The 20,282-nt window shown below is 69.6% G+C and carries 20 protein-coding genes; 10 read left to right on the top strand and 10 right to left on the bottom strand.

What is annotated here, in order from left to right; all coding sequences use genetic code 11:
- Positions 1 to 10 precede the first annotated feature (10 nt).
- Positions 11 to 1,081: a patatin-like phospholipase family protein gene (locus K883_RS14390; RefSeq protein ID WP_172417491.1), complete on the bottom strand. Its 1,071-nt coding sequence runs from the start codon at positions 1,079 to 1,081 to the stop codon at positions 11 to 13.
- 101 nt (positions 1,082 to 1,182) lie between these two features.
- Complete coding sequence (locus K883_RS14395; protein WP_020821818.1) at positions 1,183 to 1,602, bottom strand: lipoprotein LpqV; 420 nt, start codon at positions 1,600 to 1,602, stop codon at positions 1,183 to 1,185.
- Between the two features lie 151 nt (positions 1,603 to 1,753).
- Here K883_RS14395 and K883_RS14400 point away from each other — a divergent pair, with 151 nt between their 5' ends.
- A complete protein-coding gene (locus K883_RS14400; protein ID WP_225336874.1) occupies positions 1,754 to 2,368 on the top strand; it encodes a cupin domain-containing protein in 615 nt (204 codons plus the stop codon).
- The gene (locus K883_RS14405; RefSeq protein ID WP_020821820.1) at positions 2,365 to 2,802 is read left to right on the top strand and encodes a rhodanese-like domain-containing protein; all 438 of its coding nucleotides are present in this window, start codon (positions 2,365 to 2,367) and stop codon (positions 2,800 to 2,802) included. The genes K883_RS14400 and K883_RS14405 overlap by 4 nt, the downstream gene beginning before the upstream one ends.
- Before the next feature lie 196 nt (positions 2,803 to 2,998).
- On the opposite strand, the gene K883_RS14410 is transcribed toward K883_RS14405, so the two are convergent.
- Genes K883_RS14410 through K883_RS14425 form a run of 4 tightly spaced genes read right to left on the bottom strand, consistent with a single transcriptional unit; the run spans position 2,999 to position 7,271 of the window.
- On the bottom strand, positions 2,999 to 3,652 hold the full coding sequence (locus tag K883_RS14410; RefSeq protein WP_020821821.1) for a TetR/AcrR family transcriptional regulator: 654 nt from the start codon (positions 3,650 to 3,652) through the stop codon (positions 2,999 to 3,001).
- Positions 3,653 to 3,656: 4 nt separating this feature from the next.
- Entirely contained in the window at positions 3,657 to 5,429 is a 1,773-nt protein-coding gene (locus K883_RS14415; protein ID WP_009957777.1) for an alpha/beta hydrolase, read from the bottom strand.
- A gap of 8 nt (positions 5,430 to 5,437) precedes the next feature.
- Positions 5,438 to 6,220 (bottom strand): enoyl-CoA hydratase, encoded by a 783-nt coding sequence (locus K883_RS14420; protein ID WP_020821822.1) that lies wholly within the window; start codon positions 6,218 to 6,220, stop codon positions 5,438 to 5,440.
- Between the two features lie 13 nt (positions 6,221 to 6,233).
- Complete coding sequence (locus K883_RS14425) at positions 6,234 to 7,271, bottom strand: enoyl-CoA hydratase/isomerase family protein (protein ID WP_020821823.1); 1,038 nt, start codon at positions 7,269 to 7,271, stop codon at positions 6,234 to 6,236.
- Between the two features lie 236 nt (positions 7,272 to 7,507).
- Between K883_RS14425 and K883_RS14430 the strand changes: the two genes are divergently transcribed.
- Entirely contained in the window at positions 7,508 to 8,359 is an 852-nt protein-coding gene (locus tag K883_RS14430) for a Bax inhibitor-1/YccA family protein (protein WP_026071427.1), read from the top strand.
- A gap of 196 nt (positions 8,360 to 8,555) precedes the next feature.
- On the opposite strand, the gene K883_RS14435 is transcribed toward K883_RS14430, so the two are convergent.
- A complete protein-coding gene (locus K883_RS14435) occupies positions 8,556 to 9,773 on the bottom strand; it encodes an acetyl-CoA C-acetyltransferase (protein ID WP_008254309.1) in 1,218 nt (405 codons plus the stop codon).
- A gap of 93 nt (positions 9,774 to 9,866) precedes the next feature.
- Positions 9,867 to 10,829: an SGNH/GDSL hydrolase family protein gene (locus K883_RS14440; RefSeq protein WP_086427177.1), complete on the bottom strand. Its 963-nt coding sequence runs from the start codon at positions 10,827 to 10,829 to the stop codon at positions 9,867 to 9,869.
- A 245-nt stretch (positions 10,830 to 11,074) separates the two neighbouring features.
- Between K883_RS14440 and K883_RS14445 the strand changes: the two genes are divergently transcribed.
- The 4 genes from K883_RS14445 (at position 11,075) to K883_RS14460 (ending at position 15,620) form a co-directional block, all read left to right on the top strand.
- Positions 11,075 to 12,142, top strand: a complete 1,068-nt coding sequence (locus K883_RS14445) for an alpha/beta hydrolase (protein ID WP_036455522.1) — start codon at positions 11,075 to 11,077, stop codon at positions 12,140 to 12,142.
- 35 nt (positions 12,143 to 12,177) lie between these two features.
- A complete protein-coding gene (locus K883_RS14450; protein WP_020821827.1) occupies positions 12,178 to 13,584 on the top strand; it encodes a cystathionine beta-synthase in 1,407 nt (468 codons plus the stop codon).
- Positions 13,585 to 13,695: 111 nt separating this feature from the next.
- Positions 13,696 to 14,430, top strand: a complete 735-nt coding sequence (locus K883_RS14455) for an RDD family protein (RefSeq protein WP_020821828.1) — start codon at positions 13,696 to 13,698, stop codon at positions 14,428 to 14,430.
- An 11-nt stretch (positions 14,431 to 14,441) separates the two neighbouring features.
- Positions 14,442 to 15,620 carry a cystathionine gamma-synthase gene (locus tag K883_RS14460; protein ID WP_020821829.1) on the top strand — a complete coding sequence of 393 codons (1,179 nt, stop codon included), beginning with the start codon at positions 14,442 to 14,444 and terminating at the stop codon, positions 15,618 to 15,620.
- Between the two features lie 86 nt (positions 15,621 to 15,706).
- Here the strand turns inward: K883_RS14460 and greA are convergent, their stop codons facing one another.
- Entirely contained in the window at positions 15,707 to 16,201 is a 495-nt protein-coding gene (gene greA, locus K883_RS14465; protein ID WP_007168983.1) for a transcription elongation factor GreA, read from the bottom strand.
- A gap of 219 nt (positions 16,202 to 16,420) precedes the next feature.
- The gene (locus K883_RS14470; protein WP_036454762.1) at positions 16,421 to 16,855 is read right to left on the bottom strand and encodes a DUF4307 domain-containing protein; all 435 of its coding nucleotides are present in this window, start codon (positions 16,853 to 16,855) and stop codon (positions 16,421 to 16,423) included.
- 112 nt (positions 16,856 to 16,967) lie between these two features.
- On the opposite strand from K883_RS14470, the gene mca reads away from it, so the two are divergent.
- From mca to K883_RS14485, 3 genes are read left to right on the top strand one after another with little or no spacing between them, the layout of a single operon-like run.
- The gene (gene mca / locus K883_RS14475) at positions 16,968 to 17,840 is read left to right on the top strand and encodes a mycothiol conjugate amidase Mca (RefSeq protein WP_008254328.1); all 873 of its coding nucleotides are present in this window, start codon (positions 16,968 to 16,970) and stop codon (positions 17,838 to 17,840) included.
- Complete coding sequence (locus K883_RS14480; RefSeq protein WP_008254329.1) at positions 17,837 to 18,154, top strand: hypothetical protein; 318 nt, start codon at positions 17,837 to 17,839, stop codon at positions 18,152 to 18,154. Before mca ends, K883_RS14480 begins: the two co-directional genes overlap by 4 nt.
- A complete protein-coding gene (locus K883_RS14485; RefSeq protein WP_020821831.1) occupies positions 18,141 to 20,156 on the top strand; it encodes a thioredoxin domain-containing protein in 2,016 nt (671 codons plus the stop codon). Before K883_RS14480 ends, K883_RS14485 begins: the two co-directional genes overlap by 14 nt.
- Positions 20,157 to 20,282 lie beyond the last annotated feature (126 nt).

Below are 20,282 nucleotides of genomic sequence, written 5' to 3' on the forward strand. Positions count from 1 at the left end.
CACAAAACCTTTAGCGATCGATCGGGGGCGGGGCGGCGTCGTCGCGCCCGGCTTCCAGCGAGTCCAGGGCGTCATCCGCGAGCGCTCGGCCGGTGGCGATCACCTCCACCGCCCGGTGAAATTCCAGGGCCCGACACGTCGACCGCGGAACCTCGATGAGCAGGTCGGGCGGGTAGACCGCCAGCGTGTGACGCGCCAGGGCGGCCTGCGCGATGTCGATCGTCCGGTTCATCACCTCGAAGCTGCCCAACTTCGGCACGTCGGACACCGCGGCGGCCAGCTCGCCGGCGACAGCGTCGGCCGGTGACGGCTCTTCGTCGGGGTTGTCCGACCAGTCATCCGGCTCGCCGCCCGGCCCGCCCAGCCTGCTCAGTACCGCCCGGGCGGTCGGCCGGTCGAGCAACGAGCGGGCGGCGGCCGTGTCGAGCAGCGCGGAGGTGCTGCGCAGCATGCGGGTCAACCATTCGGCGGTGGCCCCCGGCTCCGCTTCCCGGGTGGTGATCGCCTCGCTGCCGGACAGGTTCACCGCGATGGTCAGGTCGGCGTTGACGGCCGACAGCGGGGCCATCGGCAGCGGGTCCAGGATGCCTCCGTCGGCCAACAGCCGCCCGTCGACCGCGTGCGGCGCGATCACCCCCGGGATGGCGATCGACGCCCGGATCGCCTCGTCGAGGGGGCCGCGCTGAAACCACACCGACTTGCCCGCCAGCAGGTCGGTCGCCACCGCGGTGTACGGGATCCGCAGGTCTTCGATGGCGACCGGGCCCAGGATGTCGCGCACCGCGTCCAGGATCTTTCCGGCTCGCATCACGCCGGCCGCGCTGATCGACGGGTCCAGCAGCCGCAGGATGGTGCGCTGGGTCAGGGACTTCGCCCACTCGGAGAACTCGTCGAGCCGCCCGGCCGCGTGCAGGCCGCCGACCAGCGCACCCATCGACGAGCCGGAGACGCCGACGATGTCATAACCGCGTTCGCGCAGCGCCTCGATCACCCCGATGTGCGCGTAGCCGCGGGCGCCACCGCTGCCGAGCGCCAGTGCCACCCGAGTCGGTGCCGAGCGACGCGGAAGTTCGTCAGGCACCCCACCATTTTGCGCGGCGGGGGTCCTCAGCGGGCCGCGCGCGGACTTTTTTCAGCCGTGATCGTAATTACTCCGTGGGGCGAGGGGGCCCGCGCGCGGCGCTACCCGCACTCGTCGTTGGCCGCCGCCCGCGCGGCGACGATCACAGCCGCCTGCCGGGCCGGCGTCAGCTTCGACCAGGGGGCGTTCCAGCTGCCCGCGGTGCCCGACGGCGACGCCTGCAGCATGGCCAGATACGGCTCGAACAGCGACGCGCCGGCCCTGGGCTGGCCATCCATCCACACTTTTGCGGCGTGACAGGCCTGGTAGTACTCCTCCTCGGTCGAGTGTGCGGGGACGTCGACCCTGGTCGTCACGCCGCCGGGGGACACGCCGATGGCGCCCGCCGGCACCGAGCCCGGGCGGCCGGCGCTGTCCGATTGCCGCGCCGACGAGGGGGCCGGTGCGCCGTGCTGGTCGCCCTGCGAGCAGCCCGCGACCGCCAGCAGGACGCCGACTACAGGGGCCGCGGCAACCGCCACGCCCCGCCGCCGGGATCGACCACCGCGCCAGCGCACGGTCTCAATCTATGCAACACTGGCTGCCGTGATGGAGCGCTTCGGATTTTGCGAGTGTTGTCGGCCGTAACACGCCGCCGCCCGTTCGATCCTCTTTCGCTCTGGAGTTCCCCCCATGACTTTGTCCCTTGCCGGGGCAGCGCCCGTCACCGCCGCGGTCACGCGCCCACGAACCCTCTCGTCCCCGTCCGCGGGCCCGACCCCGCTGCGGGTGCCCGACCTGTTGCACGCGACCGACCAGGCCGCCGACGACGTGCTCAGCGGGCGCTGCGACCACCTGCTGCCCGAGGGCGGCATCCCGGAGTCGCGGCGCTGGTTCACCCGCATCCACGGCGACGAGGAACTCGACGTCTGGCTGATCAGCTGGGTGCCCGGCCATCCGACCGAGCTGCACGACCACGGCGGGTCGCTGGGTGCGTTGACCGTCGTTTCCGGCTCGCTCAATGAATACCGTTGGGACGGAAGAGCTTTGCGGCGCCGTCGGCTCGACGCCGGCGACCAGGCCGGGTTCCCGCTGGGCTGGGTGCACGACGTGGTCTGGGCGCCGCGGCCGGTCACCGTGCCGGTCACGGGGTTGCCGGGTGCGAGCGCCGGGCCGGCGCAGCCGACCCTGAGCGTGCACGCGTACTCGCCGCCCCTGACCGCCATGTCGTACTACGACATCACCGACCGCAACACGTTGCGCCGGCAACGCACCGAACTGACCGACCAGCCGGAAGGATCGCCGTGAGCCGCATCGACGTCGTCTTGAGGTCCGCCCGACGCCGGTATCGCCGCCTGCCCGCCACCGAAGTGCCCGACGCGCTGCGGCGCGGCGCGGTGCTCGTCGACATCCGCCCCCAGGCCCAGCGGTTCCGCGAGGGGGAGGTGCCGGGCGCGCTGGTGATCGAACGCAACGTCCTGGAGTGGCGCTGCGACCCCACCAGCGACGCCAAACTGCCCGAAGCCGTCGGCGACGACGTCGAATGGGTGATCCTGTGCTCGGAGGGCTACACGTCCAGCCTGGCTGCGGCCGCGCTGCTGGACATCGGCCTGCACCGCGCCACCGACGTCATCGGCGGGTATCACGCGTTGGCCGGCGCGGGCGTGCTCACCCAGCTGGCCGGCGGTGCGTCCGACGCCCCGTTGGCCGACGCGGCCGCCGGCGCCCGCCGCTGGATCTAGCCGCTAATTAACTGCAACCCCGACGGGTGATTCGGCACTGGGAACGCACGCGGCCGCGGTGACGGCGGTGAGTGCGAGGACCGCCGCAACGACGAGTTTCGCGGCTAGACGTGACATGAGGACTCCGTTCGTCGGCCCCCCGGCGCAGAACTCTAGCGGGCCTACGAGCAAATTTCAATGGTGATTGAATTAGGCGCTAACCGTCGCCTGATTGCGACGCCGGGTCCAGCCCCAGCTCGTCGGCGGGTGCGGTCAAGAACCGATGCACCGCCGGCCCCACCAACCCGACCACCTCGTCGACCCCGAGCGACGACAGCGGAGGCACCCGCATGACGTAGCGCAGCATTCCGGTGCCGACGAGGTTGGTCGCGGCCAGCGTCGCGCGCAGCCGCGCCTCATCTCCACCGCCCAAAGCGCTGGACACCGCGGTGAGCAGGTAGTCGTGCAGGAATCCGCGAAACGCGTCGTTGGCGTCGCCGTTCGACGTCGCCGACCGCACCATCGACGCCATGCTCGCGGCCGTGTCGGGCTGCTCCCAGATACCCAGGTAGGCCCGCACTACGCGGCAGCCCAGATCGTCGTCGTTGCGTGCGATCTCGGTCGTCAGCAGGTCAGCGGGCAGCACCAGCTTCAGCGATTCGCGAAACAATGCGGCCTTCGAGCCGAAGAGATAGAGAACCATCGAAGGATCAACTCGCGCATCGTCGGCGATCGCGCGCAGCGTCGTCTTGTCGTAGCCATGGGCGGCGAACTGCCGCTTCGCCGCGCGAAGGACCGCGTCGCGCGATACCGGCTCGCCCTGGCGTCTACCGCGCCGCTTCTGAATCCCGGACACCGGTTCCCGGCCCACCCGGCTAGCCTTCGGCGTGCAGGAGCGGCCGCAGCCGGGCCGTCTTCTCCGGCGTCCACCCGGGCGGCGACATCACCGCCGCCCAACCGTCGGCGACGTCGGCGACGTAACGGTGACCGTGCCCGTCGGGGACGTCCACCGCGACGGCCATGTCCGCCGACACCTGGAGGAAGGTGACGACCGGGATCCAGCGCGTCTGCGGCAACACGTCGTAGCCGCGCCGCTCCCGCAACCAGTCGGGCTTGCTGAACACCAGGTCCGGGGTCCACCAGGCGATCGGGTCCGAGGCGTGCTGCAGATAGACCACCCGCGGGTGGTCCCACGGATCCTTCGGGCGCGCCAGGTTGCCCGCGCGGGCCACGAAGCGGACGTAGCGGCCGTCGTCGTAGATCGGCAGCCATTCGGGGGACCCGGGGTCGCGTGTCGTGGTGAGGTCGGTCCAGATGGTGTTCTGGAACGTCGGCCCGCTGAACAGGGCGCCGTCGGTGCGGGCGAGCACGTTGTTCAGGCTCATGAACGACGCCTCGCCGCCGAACGAGCCGAGGCTCTCACCGAACACGACCAGCTTGGGGCGTTGGGCTTCCGGCATCTGGCGGATCAGCCGGTCGACGGCCTCGAACAGCGCCTGGCCGGCGTGCCGGGCGTTCTCCTTGTCCACCAGAAACGACAGCCAGCTCGGCAGGAACGAATACTGCATGCTGACGATCGCGGTGTTGCCGTTGTACATGTACTCGAGCGCGGTGGCCTCCGCCTCGTTGATCCAACCGGTGCCGGTGGTGGTCGCGACCGCGACGACCGCGCGTCGCAGCCCGCCCGTGCGTTGCAGCTCGCGCGCGGCGAGTTCGGCGGTCGCGGTGATGCCGTCGGCGGAGTTCAGCCCCGCATAGGCCCGGATCGGTTCGGTCGCAGGGGCGCCGTTGAACGCGGTCAGATCGCCGACCTTGGGACCGCCCTCGACGAAGACGCGCCCTTGGTGGCCAAGGGATTCCCACGACACCAGCGACTCCGGTCCGCCGGAGCGCAGCGCGGTCTTCGGCGGCGCGCTGTCGGGGTTCATCTCGTTGTTGGCCGAGGCGAAGGTGTCGTTCATGGTGCGCATGGCGAACTTGAGCACGACGCCGTTGAGCACGGTGACGGTCAGGACCGCCAGCGTGACGACCACGATGGTCGCCGAGAGCCGAAACGGCACGAACCGGTCGACCTGACCGACCAGGAAGCGGACCAACCAGCGGGTGAACTGGCCGATTTCGACCACCGTGAACAGCACCACCAGCGAGAGGACTCCCGACAGCGGGTAGTCGTACCACTCCAAATGTGGCACGCCCATCAGGTCGCGCACGTCGTCCTGCCACACGTGGAACCAGATCGCCATCAGTACCTGGCCGACCACACCGATCGGGATCAGCACCTTCCAGGCCCAGCGTGGCGGCGGCGGGCTGTGATCCTTTTCCCGCATGAACCGCACCAACCAGACCGAAAAGACGCCCAGCCCATAGCCGATGGCGCCGGAGAGCCCGCTGACGAGTCCCTGGAACAACGGGCCGCGCGGCAGCAGCGAGGGCGTCAGCGAAAGCCAGATGAAGACCAGGCCGACCGTGGTACCGGTGAATGTGTAATGCCGCACCCACCAAGGCTTTTCGGTCCACGGCAGGGTGGGGGCGGCGCGCCCGGCCCGCGGGGCGGGCGGGGCCTGTGAAACGGCGACCGCGGATTCCTCGACGTCGTCCGCCGGCTTGTCGCCGGTGTCGACGTTGGTCGCGGAGCCGGGTTCGCTCATGGTGCGTCCTAGCGGTGGGTGAAGTTCGGCGCGCGCTTCTCGACGAAGGCCGCCATCCCCTCGGACTGGTCCTCGGTCGCGAAAGTGGAGTGAAACAGCCGGCGTTCGTAGAGCAGCCCCTCGGCCAGGGTGGATTCGAACGCGCGGTTGACGGCCTCTTTGGCCATCCGCGACGCCGACCGCGACATCTGGGAAATGGTGGTCGCGACTTTCTTCGCCTCGGTCAGTAGGTCGTCGGCGGGCACCACGCGCGAAACCAGCCCGCTCCGTTCGGCTTCCGCGGCGTCGATGGTGCGCCCGGTCAGGATGAGGTCCATGGCCTTGGCCTTGCCGATGGCGCGAGTCAGGCGCTGCGAGCCGCCCATGCCGGGCAGCACACCGAGTTTGATCTCGGGCTGGCCGAATTTCGCTGTGTCGGCGGCGATCAGCACGTCGCACATCATGGCCAGCTCGCAGCCGCCACCGAGCGCGTGCCCGGCCACCGCGGCGATCGTCGGGGTGCGGACCTCGGCGAGTCTGCCCCAGGGGGCGAAGAAGTCGGCGCCGAAGGCGTCGGCGAACGTCAGCCCGGCCATCTCCTTGATGTCGGCGCCGGCGGCGAACGCTTTGGCCGAGCCGGTGATGATGATCGCCCCGATGCCGGGGTCGTCGTCGAAATCCGCTGCCGCACTGGTGACCTCGTTCATCACCTGGGTGTTCAGCGCGTTGAGGGCCTTCGGCCGGTTCAGCGTGATGATGCCGACGCGCTCCTCGCGCTCGACGAGGATGGTCTCGTACTGCGTGTCTGTCATCTGGGCCGCCTTTCTAGAAACTCAGGTCGTCGTCGACCGGGGTGAAATACGCCTCGACATCGGCCGCCGTGACGGCGGCCAGCTGCGCCGGCGACCACTTGGGATTGCGATCCTTGTCGATCAGCTGCGCGCGAATTCCCTCGACCAGGTCGTGTGAGCGCAGCGACGCCGAGGACACCCGATAGTCCTGAATGAGAACGTCTTTGAGCGTTTCCAGTTCGGCCGCGCGGCGTACCGCCTCCAGCGTCACCGACAACGCGATGGGGGAGCGGGTGGCGATCAGGTTGGCGGCGTCGTTCGCCGGGCCCGCGCCGTGGCCCGCGAGGGCCGCGACGATGTCCTCGACCGTGTCGCGCGCGAAGCAATCGTCGATCCAATCGCGTTGTGCGGCAAGTTCACTCGGTGGCGGTTCGACGGCGTATTTGGCGAGCGCGTTCTCGACTCCGTCCCCGACGATCGCCCGACGGAACGCCTCGATCTCGGTGTGCGGCACGTAGTGGTCGGCGAAGCCCATGGCGATGGCGTCGGCTCCGGAAAACGGCGCCCCGGTCAGCGCGGCGTGCAGGCCCAGGCCGCCGGGCGCGCGCGACAGCAGGTAAACCCCGCCGACGTCGGGGATGAAGCCGATTCCGACCTCGGGCATGGCGATCTTGGAGGTGTCGGTCACCACCCGGGTGTTCGCGTGCGCGCTGACGCCCACACCGCCACCCATCACGATGCCGTCCATCACCGCGACGTATGGCTTGGCGAAGTCGGCGATCTGGGCGTTGAGCAGATATTCGTCGCGCCAGAAGCGTCGCGCCTCCGCCCCGTCCTTGCGCGCGCTGTGGTAGATCGAGACCACGTCGCCGCCCGCGCACAGTCCGCGTTCACCGGCGCCGGAGAGCACCACCGCGCGCACCGCGTCGTCGCTGGCCCAGCCGGTGAGGATGGCGGTCAGATCGTCCACCATCCGTTGGTTCAGCGAGTTGATCGCCTTGGGCCGGTTGAGGGTGATCAAGCCGACGCTTCCGTCAACCTCGGTGAGAACCTCATCGGATCCGTCGGTCACGCCCTAGCCTCCCTCGCGCCGGTCCAGCCTCGAGGAAGAAATCTAGATCGTCACGACCGGCGCGGTATGCGCGGGTAAGGGTTATGTTTAACGCGACGACAACGGTTTAAGCCTTCCCAAGCCTTCCGAGGCTCGAGAACTCCGCAAAATGCCCAGCTCGGCTGGGAACCTGGGTGGGCCGTTGATCGTTGAGATGGTGTTCGCACAGCTCGAAGCCAATAAGAGAGGATCCGACGGTGCGGGAGACAAGCAACCCGGTATTTCGTTCGCTGCCTAAGCAGAGGGGCGGATACGCGCAATTCGGCACTGGCGCGGCCCCGATGCAGGGCTACCAGGCCGACCCCTATGCGGCTCCCTACCAGGCCCCGTACCAGGAGGCCCGGCCTTCGCGCCCGCTGACCATCGACGACGTCGTCACCAAGACCGGCATCACGCTGGCCGTGCTGGCGGCCTCCGCCGTCGTCTCCTACTTCTTGGTGGTCTCGAACCTCGCGCTGGCGATGCCGCTGACCCTGATCGGCGCGCTCGGCGGCCTGGGCCTGGTGCTGGTCGCGACCTTCGGTCGCAAGCAGGACAGCCCGGCGATCGTGCTCAGCTACGCCGTACTCGAGGGCCTGTTCCTGGGAGCGCTTTCGTTCGTCTTCGCCCACTTCTCGGTGTCGAACGCCAACGCCGGCGTGTTGATCGGGGAGGCCGTGATGGGCACCTTCGGGGTGTTCTTCGGCATGTTGGTCGTCTACAAGACCGGCGCCATCCGGGTCACGCCCAAGTTCACCCGCATGGTGGTCGCCGCGCTGTTCGGCGTGCTGGCCCTGATGCTCGGCAACTTCGTGCTGGCCATGTTCGGTGTCGGCGGCGGCGCGGGCCTGGGCCTGCGCAGCGGCGGCCCGCTGGCGATCATCTTCTCGCTGGTGTGCATCGGCATCGCGGCGTTCAGCTTCCTGATCGATTTCGACGCGGCCGACCAGATGGTCCGCGCCGGTGCGCCGGAGAAGGCGGCGTGGGGCATCGCGCTCGGCCTGACCGTGACGCTGGTCTGGCTGTACATCGAGATCCTGCGCCTGCTCAGCTATCTACAAAACGATTAGCTCTGCCACACAAAAACCGGCACGCCGATGGGCGTGCCGGTTTTTTGTTGCCTCTCGTGCCGTTGCGGCGTCATTGAGTGTGAAGCTGTGGCTTTGACTGTGAAGCAGCGGCGGGCTTCCTCGGCGTGTCGCCGCCCAGGTTTAACGCTGAAAGCCCAGGTTTCACACTCGACGCCAGCGCCCAACGACGAGCGACTCAGCTGAGCCGCTCGATCACCATCGCCATGCCCTGCCCGCCGCCGACGCACATGGTCTCCAGGCCGAACGTCTTGTCGTGCGTCTGCAGGTTGTTGAGCAGCGTGGTGGCGATGCGGGCGCCGGTCATGCCGAACGGGTGGCCCAGCGCGATCGCCCCGCCGGACACGTTCAGCTTGTCCTCGTCGATGCCCAGCTCGCGGGCCGAGCCCAGGACCTGGACGGCGAACGCCTCGTTGATCTCGAACAGGTCGATGTCGCTGACGGACAGCTTGGCCCGCGCCAGCGCCTTCTTGGTCGCCTCGATCGGGCCCAGGCCCATGATCTCCGGGGAGAGGCCGCTGACCCCAGTGGACACGATCCGCGCCAGCGGCGTCAGGCCGAGTTCCTTGGCCTTGGTGTCGCTGGTGATCACCACCGCGGCCGCGCCGTCGTTCAGCGGGCACGCGTTGCCCGCGGTCACCGTGCCGTTGGGCCGGAACACCGGCTTGAGTTGGCTGATCTTCTCGTAGGTGGTGCCGGGGCGGGGGCCATCGTCGGTGCTCACCGTGGTGCCGTCGGGCAGGGTCACCGGGGTGATCTCCCGCTCGAAGAACCCGCTCTTGATCGCCTCCTCGGCGCGGTTCTGGCTGCGCACTCCCCAGTGGTCCTGGTCTTCGCGGCTGATGCCGGTCAGCAAGGCGACGTTCTCGGCGGTCTGCCCCATCGCGATGTACACGTCGGGCAGGTTGCCGTCGGCGCGGGGATCGTGCCACTCCTCGGCGCCTTCGGCCGCGGCGGCCGAGCGCTCCTGGGCCTCGGCGAACAGCGAGTTCTTGGTGTCCGGCCACGAGTCGGCGCTGCCCTTGGCGAACCGCGACACGGTTTCCACACCCGCCGAGATGAACGCGTCGCCCTCACCGGCCTTGATCGCGTGGAACGCCATCCGGGAGGTCTGCAGCGACGACGAGCAGTACCGGTTGACGGTGGTGCCCGGCAGGAAGTCGAAGCCGAGCTCGACGGCGATGACTCGCGCCAGGTTGTATCCGGATTCACCGGCGGGCTGCCCGCAGCCCAGGATCAGGTCGTCGATCTGGTGCGGGTTCAGGGCGGGGACCTTGTCCAGCGCGGCCTTCACGATCTGGACGGTCAGGTCGTCGGGGCGCATGTTGACCAGCGACCCCTTCATCGCGCGGCCGATCGGCGAGCGAGCAGTTGAGACAATGACGGCTTCAGGCATGGTGGTTCCCTTCAGATCCCTGCAGATCCCACAGATGGGGCTGGCTCGCTTCATCATCGGGCGGTGGGCCCACGCCGACGGGCGAAGACAAATCTAGTCGCTGCCAACCTCGGGGCACGAAGACGGGGCAGGTCCGGGTGCCGGGCGCCGCCACAGCCGCGACATCACGCTCGCCCGCGTGTGGCGCTGCCCCAGGACCGGCTCCGCCGGCGGCACCGGCGGACTCAGCGGCGGGCGCTCCACCTTCTCGCCGAGCGCGTCACACAGGGCCAGCAGCAGCGCGTCGGCGGCCAGCGCATAGGCGGGCGCCGACGGATGGTAGCCGTCGGCGGAGAACATCGCGTCGGGCGTGGCCCGGAACTGCGGCGCCATCAGCTGCGCCAGCGGCACCGGCACGCCGCCGGCCGAGCGGACCGCCGCGGTCTGGGCGCGGGCTAGTTGCAGGCAACGCTCGTGCGCGAGCGACCGCAGCGGCTGCGGAATCGCGCTGATGAAGCCCAGATCCGGGCAGGTGCCGACGATCACCACGGCGCCCCGGGCGCGCAGCCTGCGGACGACCAACCCCAGCCGTTGCGCCGACTGGCTCACCCCGTTGAGCGCGGTGACGTCGTTGGCGCCGACCATGATCACCGCCACGTCCGGCGGGGGGCCGGCCACGAACATGGCGTCGACTTGGCCGCACAAGCCCTTCGAGGTGGCGCCCACAATGGCCTTGGTGCTCAGCCGGATTCGCTTGCCGGTCTGCTCGGCCAGGCCGCGCGCGATCCGCACCCCCGGCACCTCGTCGGCACTCATGCATCCGTATCCGGCGGCGGTCGAATCGCCGAAGATCATCAGGTGCAGGTCGGCCGCCATCCCGCGGCGCCACCGCTCCACGGGCCCACGGCCGCGCGTGTACACGCCGTCGGCGCGGGGCGGGATGTCCCACGCCTTGGGGATGACGGTGCGCGCGTGGGACGCCTGGCCGACCAACAGACTGCGTGCCCCCAGGTAGGCGGTTCCTGTCGAGGCCAGCGCGCCCGCTGTGGCCAGGGCGATCGCCGACCGGCGTGGCACCCGAATGGTCACGCACTCAAGTTTAGGGCCGCTGCGGAGTTTGCGCGGCCGGTGCGAAAAAACGAACTGATCACGGTGCGAAGCAAAACTGGTATCAACTCAGAGATTTCATACGTTGCACTAAGCGATGGCTGTCAAGCTGAGAACAAGGGGATGGCTGAGCGCTTTGGCAAACGGTCGAACCAGACGCTCAACAGCCTCGTCACATGCTGTATCGCACTACAACGGCGTAGGAAGTGTTGAGCATGACCGCACCTAGCAAGGTATCGGGGTCGCCTCAGGCCACCGTTCGTGCCCATGATGTCCTCAAAGCCCGTCGCGCCCGGACGCGCAAGTTCGCGATCAGCGACGGCGCGCCCGTCGAGGTCCTCGAATCCGGCCCCAGCGTTGCTGCGCGATTGGCCAACCTGACGTCACGGCTGACGATCCGGCCGATTCTGACCGTCGGCAGCCACGTCCCCAACCTGCCGTGGCCGTGGGGCCTCATCGACCTCACCGCCCGGGTGCTGATCCCGGCGTCGGCCACCGTCCGCGAGACGGTGAAGTTGCCGCACGCCTCGGCGCAACTGGTGCGCGCGCCCGGCGTGCTTCCCGCCGACGGCAGCCGCCGCGTGGTCGTCTACCTCCACGGCGGCGCGTTTTTGACCTGCGGGGCAAACTCGCACGGCCGGCTCGTCGAAGCCCTCTCCAAGTTCGCCGACGCGCCCATCTTGGTGGTCAATTACCGTCTGCTGCCCAAGAATTCGGTGGGCATGGCGATCGAGGATTGCCACGACGCCTACCGATGGCTGCGGCTGCGCGGCTACCAACCCGACCAGATCGTGCTGGCGGGCGATTCCGCGGGCGGCTACCTGGCGCTCACGCTCGCGCAACGCCTGCAGGAAGAAGGCGAGGAGCCCGCGGCGCTGGTGGCGATCTCGCCGCTGCTGCAACTGGCGAAGGAACCCAAGCAGGCCCACCCCAACATCGACACCGACGCGATGTTCTCCGCCGGGGCGTTCGACGCCCTCGCCGAGCTGGTTGCCGCCGCGGCCGGAAAGAACAAGGTCGACGGCAAAGCCGAGGAGATCTACGAGCCGCTGGAACACATCAAGCCGGGCCTGCCGCGCACGCTGATTCACGTCTCGGGCTCCGAGGTGTTGCTGCACGACGCGCGGTTGGCGGCGAGCCGGCTGGCCGCCGTCGGCACCCCGGCCGAGGTGCGGGTGTGGCCCGGCCAGATCCACGACTTCCAGCTGGCCGCGCCGATGGTGCCGGAGGCCGTGCGCTCACTGCGCCAGATCGGCGACTACATCCGCGAGGCCACCGAGTAGCGCGCCGCCCGAAACCGCCTGAGACGATGTGACGCATGCGGATCGCGCAGCACATCAGTGACCTCATCGGCGGCACGCCGCTGGTGCGCCTGAACTCCGTCGTTCCCGACGGTGCCGGCATCGTGGCGGCCAAGGTCGAATACCTCAACCCCGGCGGCAGCTCGAAGGACCGGATCGCGGTCAAGATGATCGACGCCGCCGAAGCCAGCGGAGCGCTGCGGCCCGGCGGCACGATCGTCGAACCCACGTCGGGCAACACCGGCGTCGGGCTGGCGTTGGTCGCCCAGCACCGCGGGTACAAGTGTGTGTTCGTCTGCCCGGACAAGGTCAGCGAGGACAAGCGCAACGTGCTGATCGCGTACGGCGCCGAGGTGGTCGTGTGCCCGACGGCCGTGCCCCCCGACCACCCGGACAGCTACTACAGCGTCTCCGACCGGCTGGTCACCGAAATCGAGGGCGCGTGGAAACCGGACCAGTACGCCAACCCGGAAGGCCCGGCCAGCCACTACGCCACCACCGGCCCGGAGATCTGGGCCGACACCGACGGCAAGGTCACCCACTTCGTCGCCGGCATCGGCACCGGCGGCACGATCACCGGCGCGGGCCGCTACCTCAAGGAGATATCGAACGGGGCCGTGCGCATCATCGGCGCCGACCCCGAGGGCTCGGTGTATTCGGGCGGCACCGGCCGGCCCTATCTGGTGGAGGGCGTCGGCGAGGACTTCTGGCCGCAGGCCTATGACCGCACGGTGCCCGACGAGATCATCGCGGTGTCCGACTCCGACTCGTTCGACATGACCCGGCGCCTAGCCCGCGAGGAGGCGATGCTGGTCGGCGGGTCGTGCGGGATGGCGGTGGTCGCCGCGCTGCGCGTCGCCGAGCAAGCCGGACCCGACGCGCTCGTCGTGGTCCTGCTGCCCGACGGGGGCCGGGGCTACATGTCGAAGATCTTCAACGACGCCTGGATGTCGTCGTACGGGTTCCTGCGCAGCCGGCTGGACGGGTCCACCGAGCAGTCCAGGGTCGGCGACGTGTTGCGCCGCAAGTCCGGTGCGCTGCCCGACCTGGTGCACACCCACCCGTCGGAGACGGTGCGCGACGCCATCGGCATCCTGCGCGAGTACGGGGTGTCCCAGATGCCGGTGGTCGGCGCCGAGCCGCCGGTGATGGCGGGGGAGGTCGCCGGCAGCGTCTCCGAACGTGAATTGCTGTCGGCGGTGTTCGAGGGCCGGGCGAAACTGGCCGACGCGGTCGCCCAGCACATGAGCCCGCCGCTGCCGATGATCGGCGCGGGCGAGCTGATCAGCGCGGCGGGCACGGCGTTGCGGGACTGGGACGCGTTGATGGTGGTCGAAGAGGGCAAACCGGTCGGCGTGATCACCCGTTATGACCTGCTGGGCTTCCTCTCCGAGGGGCCCCGTGGACTGAGCGGACGCCGGTAGTTCGCCACGCTCGGCGGGTGATGCGCGTCTCGCCCGTCCGTGAAACGCTCAGGTACGGTAATTCGGCTAATCCAGCGAGATGTCCAGCTGTTCCGCAGTGGAAGGTTGCCCATGACCGATCAACCGCCGCCCGGCGGCGCCTACCCGCCGCCCCCCTCGTCGCCCGGCCCATCCGGTGGGCAGCAGCCGCCGTCGGGAGGTCAGGAGTTCCCGCCGCCTCCGTCGGCGCCCGGCGGCGGGTCCTACCCCCCGCCGCCACCGCCACCCGGCGGGTCCTACCCGCCACCGCCGCCGTCGTCCGGGGGCTACGCGCCGCCGCCGCCGGGACCGGCGATCCGGACCCTGCCGACGCAGGAGTACACGCCGTGGCTCACCCGCGCGCTGGCGTTCGTCATCGACATCCTCCCGTACGTCGTCGTGCACGGCATCGGCACCGCGATCCTGCTCGCCACGCAGCAGACGGCCTGCATCACCGACGTCACCCAGTACGCCGTCAACCAGTACTGCGCCACCCAGAATTCGACCCTGGGCATGGTGGCGCAGTGGTTGGCGTCGATCGTCGGGCTGTTCTACCTGATCTGGAATTACGGCTACCAGCAGGGCACGACCGGGTCGAGCGTCGGCAAATCGGTGATGAAATTCAAAGTGGTCAGCGAGGTCACCGGCCAACCCCTGGGCTTCGGCCTGTCCGTGGTGCGGGCGCTGGCGCACTTCATCGACGCGATCATCTGCTTCATCGGTTTCCTTTTCCCGCTGTGGGATTCGAAGCGTCAGACGCTGGCGGACAAGATCATGACGACCGTGTGCCTGCCGATCGACGGGACCGAAAGGCCGCCGGTCACCTAGGCTGATCGTCGATGAGCGACGACGGCAACCCACACCCCGAGTTCACCGGGCTGGCCACCAAAGCGATTCACGCCGGCTACCGGCCGGACCCGGCGACCGGAGCGGTCAACGCCCCGATCTACGCCAGCAGCACCTTCGCCCAGGACGGCGTCGGCGCATTGCGGGGCGGATTCGAATACGCGCGCACCGGCAACCCGACCCGCGCCGCGCTGGAGGCCGCGCTGGCCGCCGTCGAGGAGGGCAGCTACGGGCGGGCCTTCGCCTCGGGGATGGCCGCCACCGACTGCGCCCTGCGCGCGGTGCTGCGGCCGGGCGACCACGTCGTGATCCCGAATGACGCCTACGGCGGCACGTTCCGGCTGATCGACAAGGTCTTCACCCAGTGGAACGTCGACTACACGCCCGTCGCGCTGCACGAGGTGGACGCCGTCGCCGCCGCGATCACGCCGCGCACCCGGATGATCTGGGTGGAAACCCCGACCAACCCGTTGCTGTCGGTCGCCGATATCGCCGCCATCGCCGAGCTAGCGGCCGGGCAGGCCGCAGAAAATCGAGCGAAAGTGTTGGTGGACAACACCTTTGCCTCTCCCGCGCTGCAGCAGCCGCTGACGTTGGGGGCGGACATCGTGCTGCACTCCACCACCAAATACATCGGCGGGCATTCCGACGTGGTGGGCGGCGCGCTGGTCACCCACGACCAGGAACTCGACGACGCGTTCGGCTTCCTGCAGAACGGGGCCGGCGCGGTGCCCGGCCCGTTCGACGCCTACCTGACGATGCGCGGACTGAAGACCCTGGTGCTGCGCATGCAGCGGCACAGCGAAAACGCCATGGCCGTAGCGGAATTCCTCGCGGGCCATCGCGCGGTGAGCGCGGTGCTCTACCCCGGCCTGCCCAGCCACCCCGGGCACGAGGTCGCCGCGCGGCAGATGCGCGGGTTCGGCGGCATGGTTTCGGTGCGCATGAAAGGCGGCCGGGACGCCGCCCGGGATCTGTGCGCCAACACCAAGGTGTTCATCCTGGCCGAGTCGCTGGGCGGGGTCGAGTCGCTGATCGAGCACCCCAGCGCGATGACGCATGCGTCGACGGCCGGGTCGCAATTGGAAGTGCCCGACGACCTGGTGCGGCTGTCGGTCGGCATCGAGGACGTCGCCGACCTGGTGGCCGATCTGCAACAGGCCCTGGGCTAGTGGCGATCGCGAGCGCGAATGCCCTGCTAGCCGGGCGCACGTGCTATCGCGCCCGGCTGGCCGGGCGCTCGCCTAAACGCGGCTGGCTAGGAGTGGTACGGCTCCGCGCTGACCAGGGTGACCTCGACGGTGTTGCCGTTGGGCACCACGTAGCTGCGGGTCTCGCCCACCTTGGCGTCGATCAGGGCGCCGCCCAGCGGTGAATTCGGCGAGTACACCTCGAGCTTGCCGTCGTTGACGCCCTCCTGGCGGGTGGCGATGAGGAACGTCTCGGTGTCGGACTTGTCGCCGTTGTAGTAGACCTTCACCACCGAACCGGGCAGCGCGACGCCGGACTGCTTGGGCGCTTCGCCGACCTTGGCGTTGTTGAGCAGATCCTGCAGCTGGCGAATCCGGGCCTCCTGCTGGCCCTGCTCTTCGCGGGCGGCGTGGTAGCCGCCGTTTTCGCGCAGGTCGCCCTCCTCGCGGCGGTCGTTGATCTCCGCGGCGATGACCGGACGATTCGCGATCAACTGGTCGAGCTCGGCCTTGAGTCGGTCATGCGACTCCTGGGTCAGCCAGGTCACCGAAGTGTCCGTCATCTCGTCGTGCTCCTCGTATGTTGTTCCGCGAGTTCGCGTAAGTCCTGTTAACTCCGCCGTCGAAAGCGTGCGGGTCCATCCCCGTGTGCTGCGGCGCCGATCTGCTGACGGCCGCTAATGCAGCAACACGGTCCCAATCGGAACCGTGCATTCACCCATGTTACCACCGCGCGAACAACTGATGACTCCATCTTCGCTGTTCGGCGTCGATGGCGACGGTCAGGACGGGCGCAGGTAGGCGGGCACATCGGTGCCGCAGCCATAGATGTCGGCCACCGCCGGCGGCTGGGAGGATTTGACTGTCGTCGTCACCTGCACCGTGGCCGCGTCGGACGGCGGGACCAGCAGCTCACGCCGTCCCGTCTCGCTCCCGTCGGCGGAGCGGACCCGCACGATGCAGTCCACCGGGCGCGACGGATCCGATCGGGTCACGCTGATCGTTATCGACGCCGTCTGCTCGTCGATCACCCGGTACCCGGCCAGCGTCCCCTTGACGTCACTGGTGCCGAAGCGGTGGTAGCCGACGACGGCCACCGCCAGGCCGGCCGCGACGACCAGCACGCCCAGCGCGACGATCACCCATCGCCGGGGGATGCGCGACAGCCGGGAACGCCCGTAGCGGGCCTCAGGACGCGGAGCGGGGGTATCGGTCATGGCTGGTTATGCCTGGTTGTCGGCTGCCGGGCACCGGCCGACAGCATGCAACGATGTGGAACTGGAATTATAGGGTCAGACCGGGTGACCACCCGAGGTGACAAGGGAGCACGTGAGCGAATTGCGGTTGATGGCGGTGCACGCCCACCCCGACGACGAGTCCAGCAAGGGCGCGGCCACCCTGGCCCGCTACGCCGACGAGGGGCATCGGGTGCTGGTGGTGACGTTGACCGGCGGTGAGCGCGGCGACATCCTCAACCCCGCGATGGATCTGCCCGAGGTGCACGGGCACATCGCCGAAATCCGCCGCGACGAGATGGCCAAGGCCGCCGAGATCCTCGGGGTGGAGCACACCTGGCTCGGCTTCGTCGACTCCGGACTGCCCAAGGGCGACCCGCCGCCCCCGCTGCCCGAGGGGTGTTTCGCGCTGGTGCCGCTGGAGGAGTCGATCGAGGCGCTGGTCCGCGTCGTACGCGAGTTCCGCCCGCACGTGATGACCACGTACGACGAGAACGGCGGCTACCCCCATCCCGATCACATTCGCTGCCACCAGGTTTCGGTCGGCGCCTTCGAGGCCGCCGGCGATTATCGGCGCTTCCCGGACGCCGGCGAACCGTGGACGGTGTCCAAGCTGTACTACAACCACGGCTTCCTGCGGGCCCGGATGCAGTTGCTGCACGACGAGGCCCTCAAGCACGGTCACGAACCGCCGTTCAAGAAGTGGCTCGAGCACTGGGACGCCGCGCACGACCCGTTCGAATCCCGGGTGACCACGCGCGTCGAGTGCTCGGCCTATTTCAGCCAGCGCGACGACGCGCTGCGGGCGCACACCACGCAGATCGACCCCGACCACGACTTCTTCGCGGCCCCCATCGAATGGCAGCAACGGCTTTGGCCCACCGAGGAATTCGAGTTGGCCCGCTCGCGGGTCCCGGCCCGGCTGCCCGAGGACGACCTGTTCGCCGGGATCGAGACGGACGCGTGAATCACCTCGTCCTCCTCGCGAGCGCCCCCGGCTGGCAGGCCGACAACGCGCCGCAGCACACCGGGCCCGACTTCGGCAAGGCCAGCCCGGTCGGGCTGCTGATCGTCGTGTTGTTGTTGATCAGCACGCTGTTTTTGCTGCGCTCGATGAACCGGCAGCTGAAGAAGGTGCCGGAGTCGTTCGACCCCAAGCATCCCGAGCCGGACCAGGCCGCGGACGAGGGCACCGACGCGGTCGACCCGGGCGCCGGCCAGGCCCCGGATCAGGCGGACGGGTCGCCGCGACCCCCGGGATCCGGCGATGAGCCAGGCTGACTCGTCCGCCGCGAACAACCTGGGGCTGGCGACCAGCCCGTATCTTCGCCAGCACGCCGACAATCCGGTGCACTGGCAGCAGTGGACACCGGAGGCGTTGGCCGACGCCGCCGCCCGCGACGTGCCGATACTGCTGTCGGTCGGCTACGCGGCCTGTCACTGGTGTCACGTCATGGCGCACGAGTCGTTCGAGGACGCCGACGTCGCCGCCGCGATGAACGCGGGATTCGTCTGCATCAAGGTCGACCGCGAGGAACGGCCCGACATCGACGCGGTGTACATGAACGCCACGGTGGCCCTCACCGGGCAGGGCGGCTGGCCGATGACCTGTTTCCTCACGCCGGACGGACGGCCCTTCTTCTGCGGCACCTACTATCCGAAAAATAGCTTCCTGCAACTTCTTTCGGCCGTCTCGGCCACATGGCGGGAGCGTCGCGGCGAGGTGGAGGAGGCGTCCGACCACATCGCCGGTGAACTGCGCAAGATGGCTTCCGGTGTAGCGCGTGGCGGCCCCGCGGTGGCGGCCGACCTGTGTGACCACGCCGTCGCCGCGCTGCTCGCCGACGAGGACACCGTGCACGGCGGGTTCGGCGGTGCGCCCAAATTCCCGCCCTCGGCGCTGCTCGAGGCGCTGCTGCGCAACTACGAGCGCACTGGATCGCCGGCGGCGCTCGACGCGGTGTCGCGCGGGGGCAGCGCGATGGCCCGCGGCGGCATCTACGATCAGCTCGGCGGCGGCTTCGCCCGGTACAGCGTCGACAACGCTTGGGTGGTACCGCATTTCGAGAAGATGCTGTACGACAACGCGCTGCTGCTGCGCGCCTACGCGCACTGGGCCCGGCGCACCGGCGATCCGCTGGCGCGCCGAATCGCCGACCAGACCGCCCGGTTCCTGCTCGACGACCTCGCCGACGGTGCCATGTTCACCTCGTCGCTGGACGCCGACGCCGACGGCCGCGAGGGCTCGACCTATGTGTGGACGCCGGAACAGCTGAACGACGCGCTCGGGCCCGACGACGGTCCTTGGGCCGCACAGGTTTTCGCGGTCACCCCGGCCGGCACCTTCGAGCACGGCGCCTCGGTGCTCCAGCTCCCCGCCGATCCGGAGGATGCGCAGCGGGCCGAACGCGTGCGGGCGGCGTTGTTGAACGCCCGGCGCGCCCGGGTCCAGCCCGGCCGCGACGACAAGATCGTCACGTCCTGGAACGGGCTGGCGATCACCGCCTTGGCCGAGGCCGGCGTGGCGTTGGACGAGCCCGAGTTCGTCCACGCCGCAAGCCGCTGCGCGCGGGCGCTGCTCGACCTGCACGTGGTCGACGGCAGGCTGCGGCGCGCCAGCCTCAGCGGCGTGGTCGGCGACAGCGCCGCCATCCTCGAGGACCACGCGATGCTGTGCACCGGGCTGCTGGCGCTCTACCAGCTGACGGGCGAGGCGGCCTGGCTGACAAGGGCGACCGATCTGTTGGACACCGCGTTGGCGCACTTCGCCGATCGTGAGCAGCCCGGCCGCTGGTTCGACACCGCCGACGATGCCGAGCGGTTGATGCTGCGGCCCGCCGACCCGCTGGACGGGGCGACCCCGTCGGGCGCGTCGTCGATCACCGAGGCCCTGCTGACCGCGGCGCACGTGGTCGACGGGGAGCGCGCCGAGCGGTACCTGCGGGCGGCGGACGACGCGCTGCGCGCGCACTCGGTGCTGCTGGAGCGTGCGCCGCGGTCGGCCGGGCATTGGCTGGCCGTCGCGGAGGCCGCGGTCCGCGGGCCGCTGCAAATCGCGGTGGCCTGCGACCCGTCGTGGTCGCCGCTGCTGGCCGAGGCGCGACGGCTGGCGCCCGGCGGGGCGGTCGTCGTGGGCGGGGACGTGGATTCCTCTGCGCTGCTGGCGGGCCGCGACCGGGTGGCCGGCGCCGACGCCGCCTACGTGTGTCGCGGCCAAGTCTGCGACCTGCCGGTGACCACCGCGGCCGAACTGGCCGCCGCCCTGGCTGTTTCCAGCCGCTGAGCCTTCCAGCCGCTGGGTCGATGGTGGTGACCCGCTGCGCCCGGCTGCGCCGCGCTGGCGATCACCACTGAGCCGATGGTGGTGACCCGCTGCGCCCGGCTGCGCCGCGCTGGCGATCACCACTGA

It is taken from the genome of Mycobacterium sp. TKK-01-0059, assembly GCF_000709305.1.
GTDB lineage: Bacteria > Actinomycetota > Actinomycetes > Mycobacteriales > Mycobacteriaceae > Mycobacterium > Mycobacterium intracellulare.

Bases quoted from the DNA above. Each gene is read 5' to 3' on its own strand.
- K883_RS14400 (WP_225336874.1), top strand. From the start codon at position 1,754: ATGACTTTGTCCCTTGCCGGGGCAGCGCCCGTCACCGCCGCGGTCACG.
- K883_RS14415 (WP_009957777.1), bottom strand. From the start codon at position 5,429: ATGAGCGAACCCGGCTCCGCGACCAACGTCGACACCGGCGACAAGCCG.
- K883_RS14420 (WP_020821822.1), bottom strand. From the start codon at position 6,220: ATGACAGACACGCAGTACGAGACCATCCTCGTCGAGCGCGAGGAGCGC.
- K883_RS14435 (WP_008254309.1), bottom strand. From the start codon at position 9,773: ATGCCTGAAGCCGTCATTGTCTCAACTGCTCGCTCGCCGATCGGCCGC.
- K883_RS14445 (WP_036455522.1), top strand. From the start codon at position 11,075: ATGACCGCACCTAGCAAGGTATCGGGGTCGCCTCAGGCCACCGTTCGT.
- K883_RS14450 (WP_020821827.1), top strand. From the start codon at position 12,178: ATGCGGATCGCGCAGCACATCAGTGACCTCATCGGCGGCACGCCGCTG.
- K883_RS14455 (WP_020821828.1), top strand. From the start codon at position 13,696: ATGACCGATCAACCGCCGCCCGGCGGCGCCTACCCGCCGCCCCCCTCG.
- K883_RS14460 (WP_020821829.1), top strand. From the start codon at position 14,442: ATGAGCGACGACGGCAACCCACACCCCGAGTTCACCGGGCTGGCCACC.
- greA (WP_007168983.1), bottom strand. From the start codon at position 16,201: ATGACGGACACTTCGGTGACCTGGCTGACCCAGGAGTCGCATGACCGA.
- K883_RS14470 (WP_036454762.1), bottom strand. From the start codon at position 16,855: ATGACCGATACCCCCGCTCCGCGTCCTGAGGCCCGCTACGGGCGTTCC.
- K883_RS14485 (WP_020821831.1), top strand. From the start codon at position 18,141: ATGAGCCAGGCTGACTCGTCCGCCGCGAACAACCTGGGGCTGGCGACC.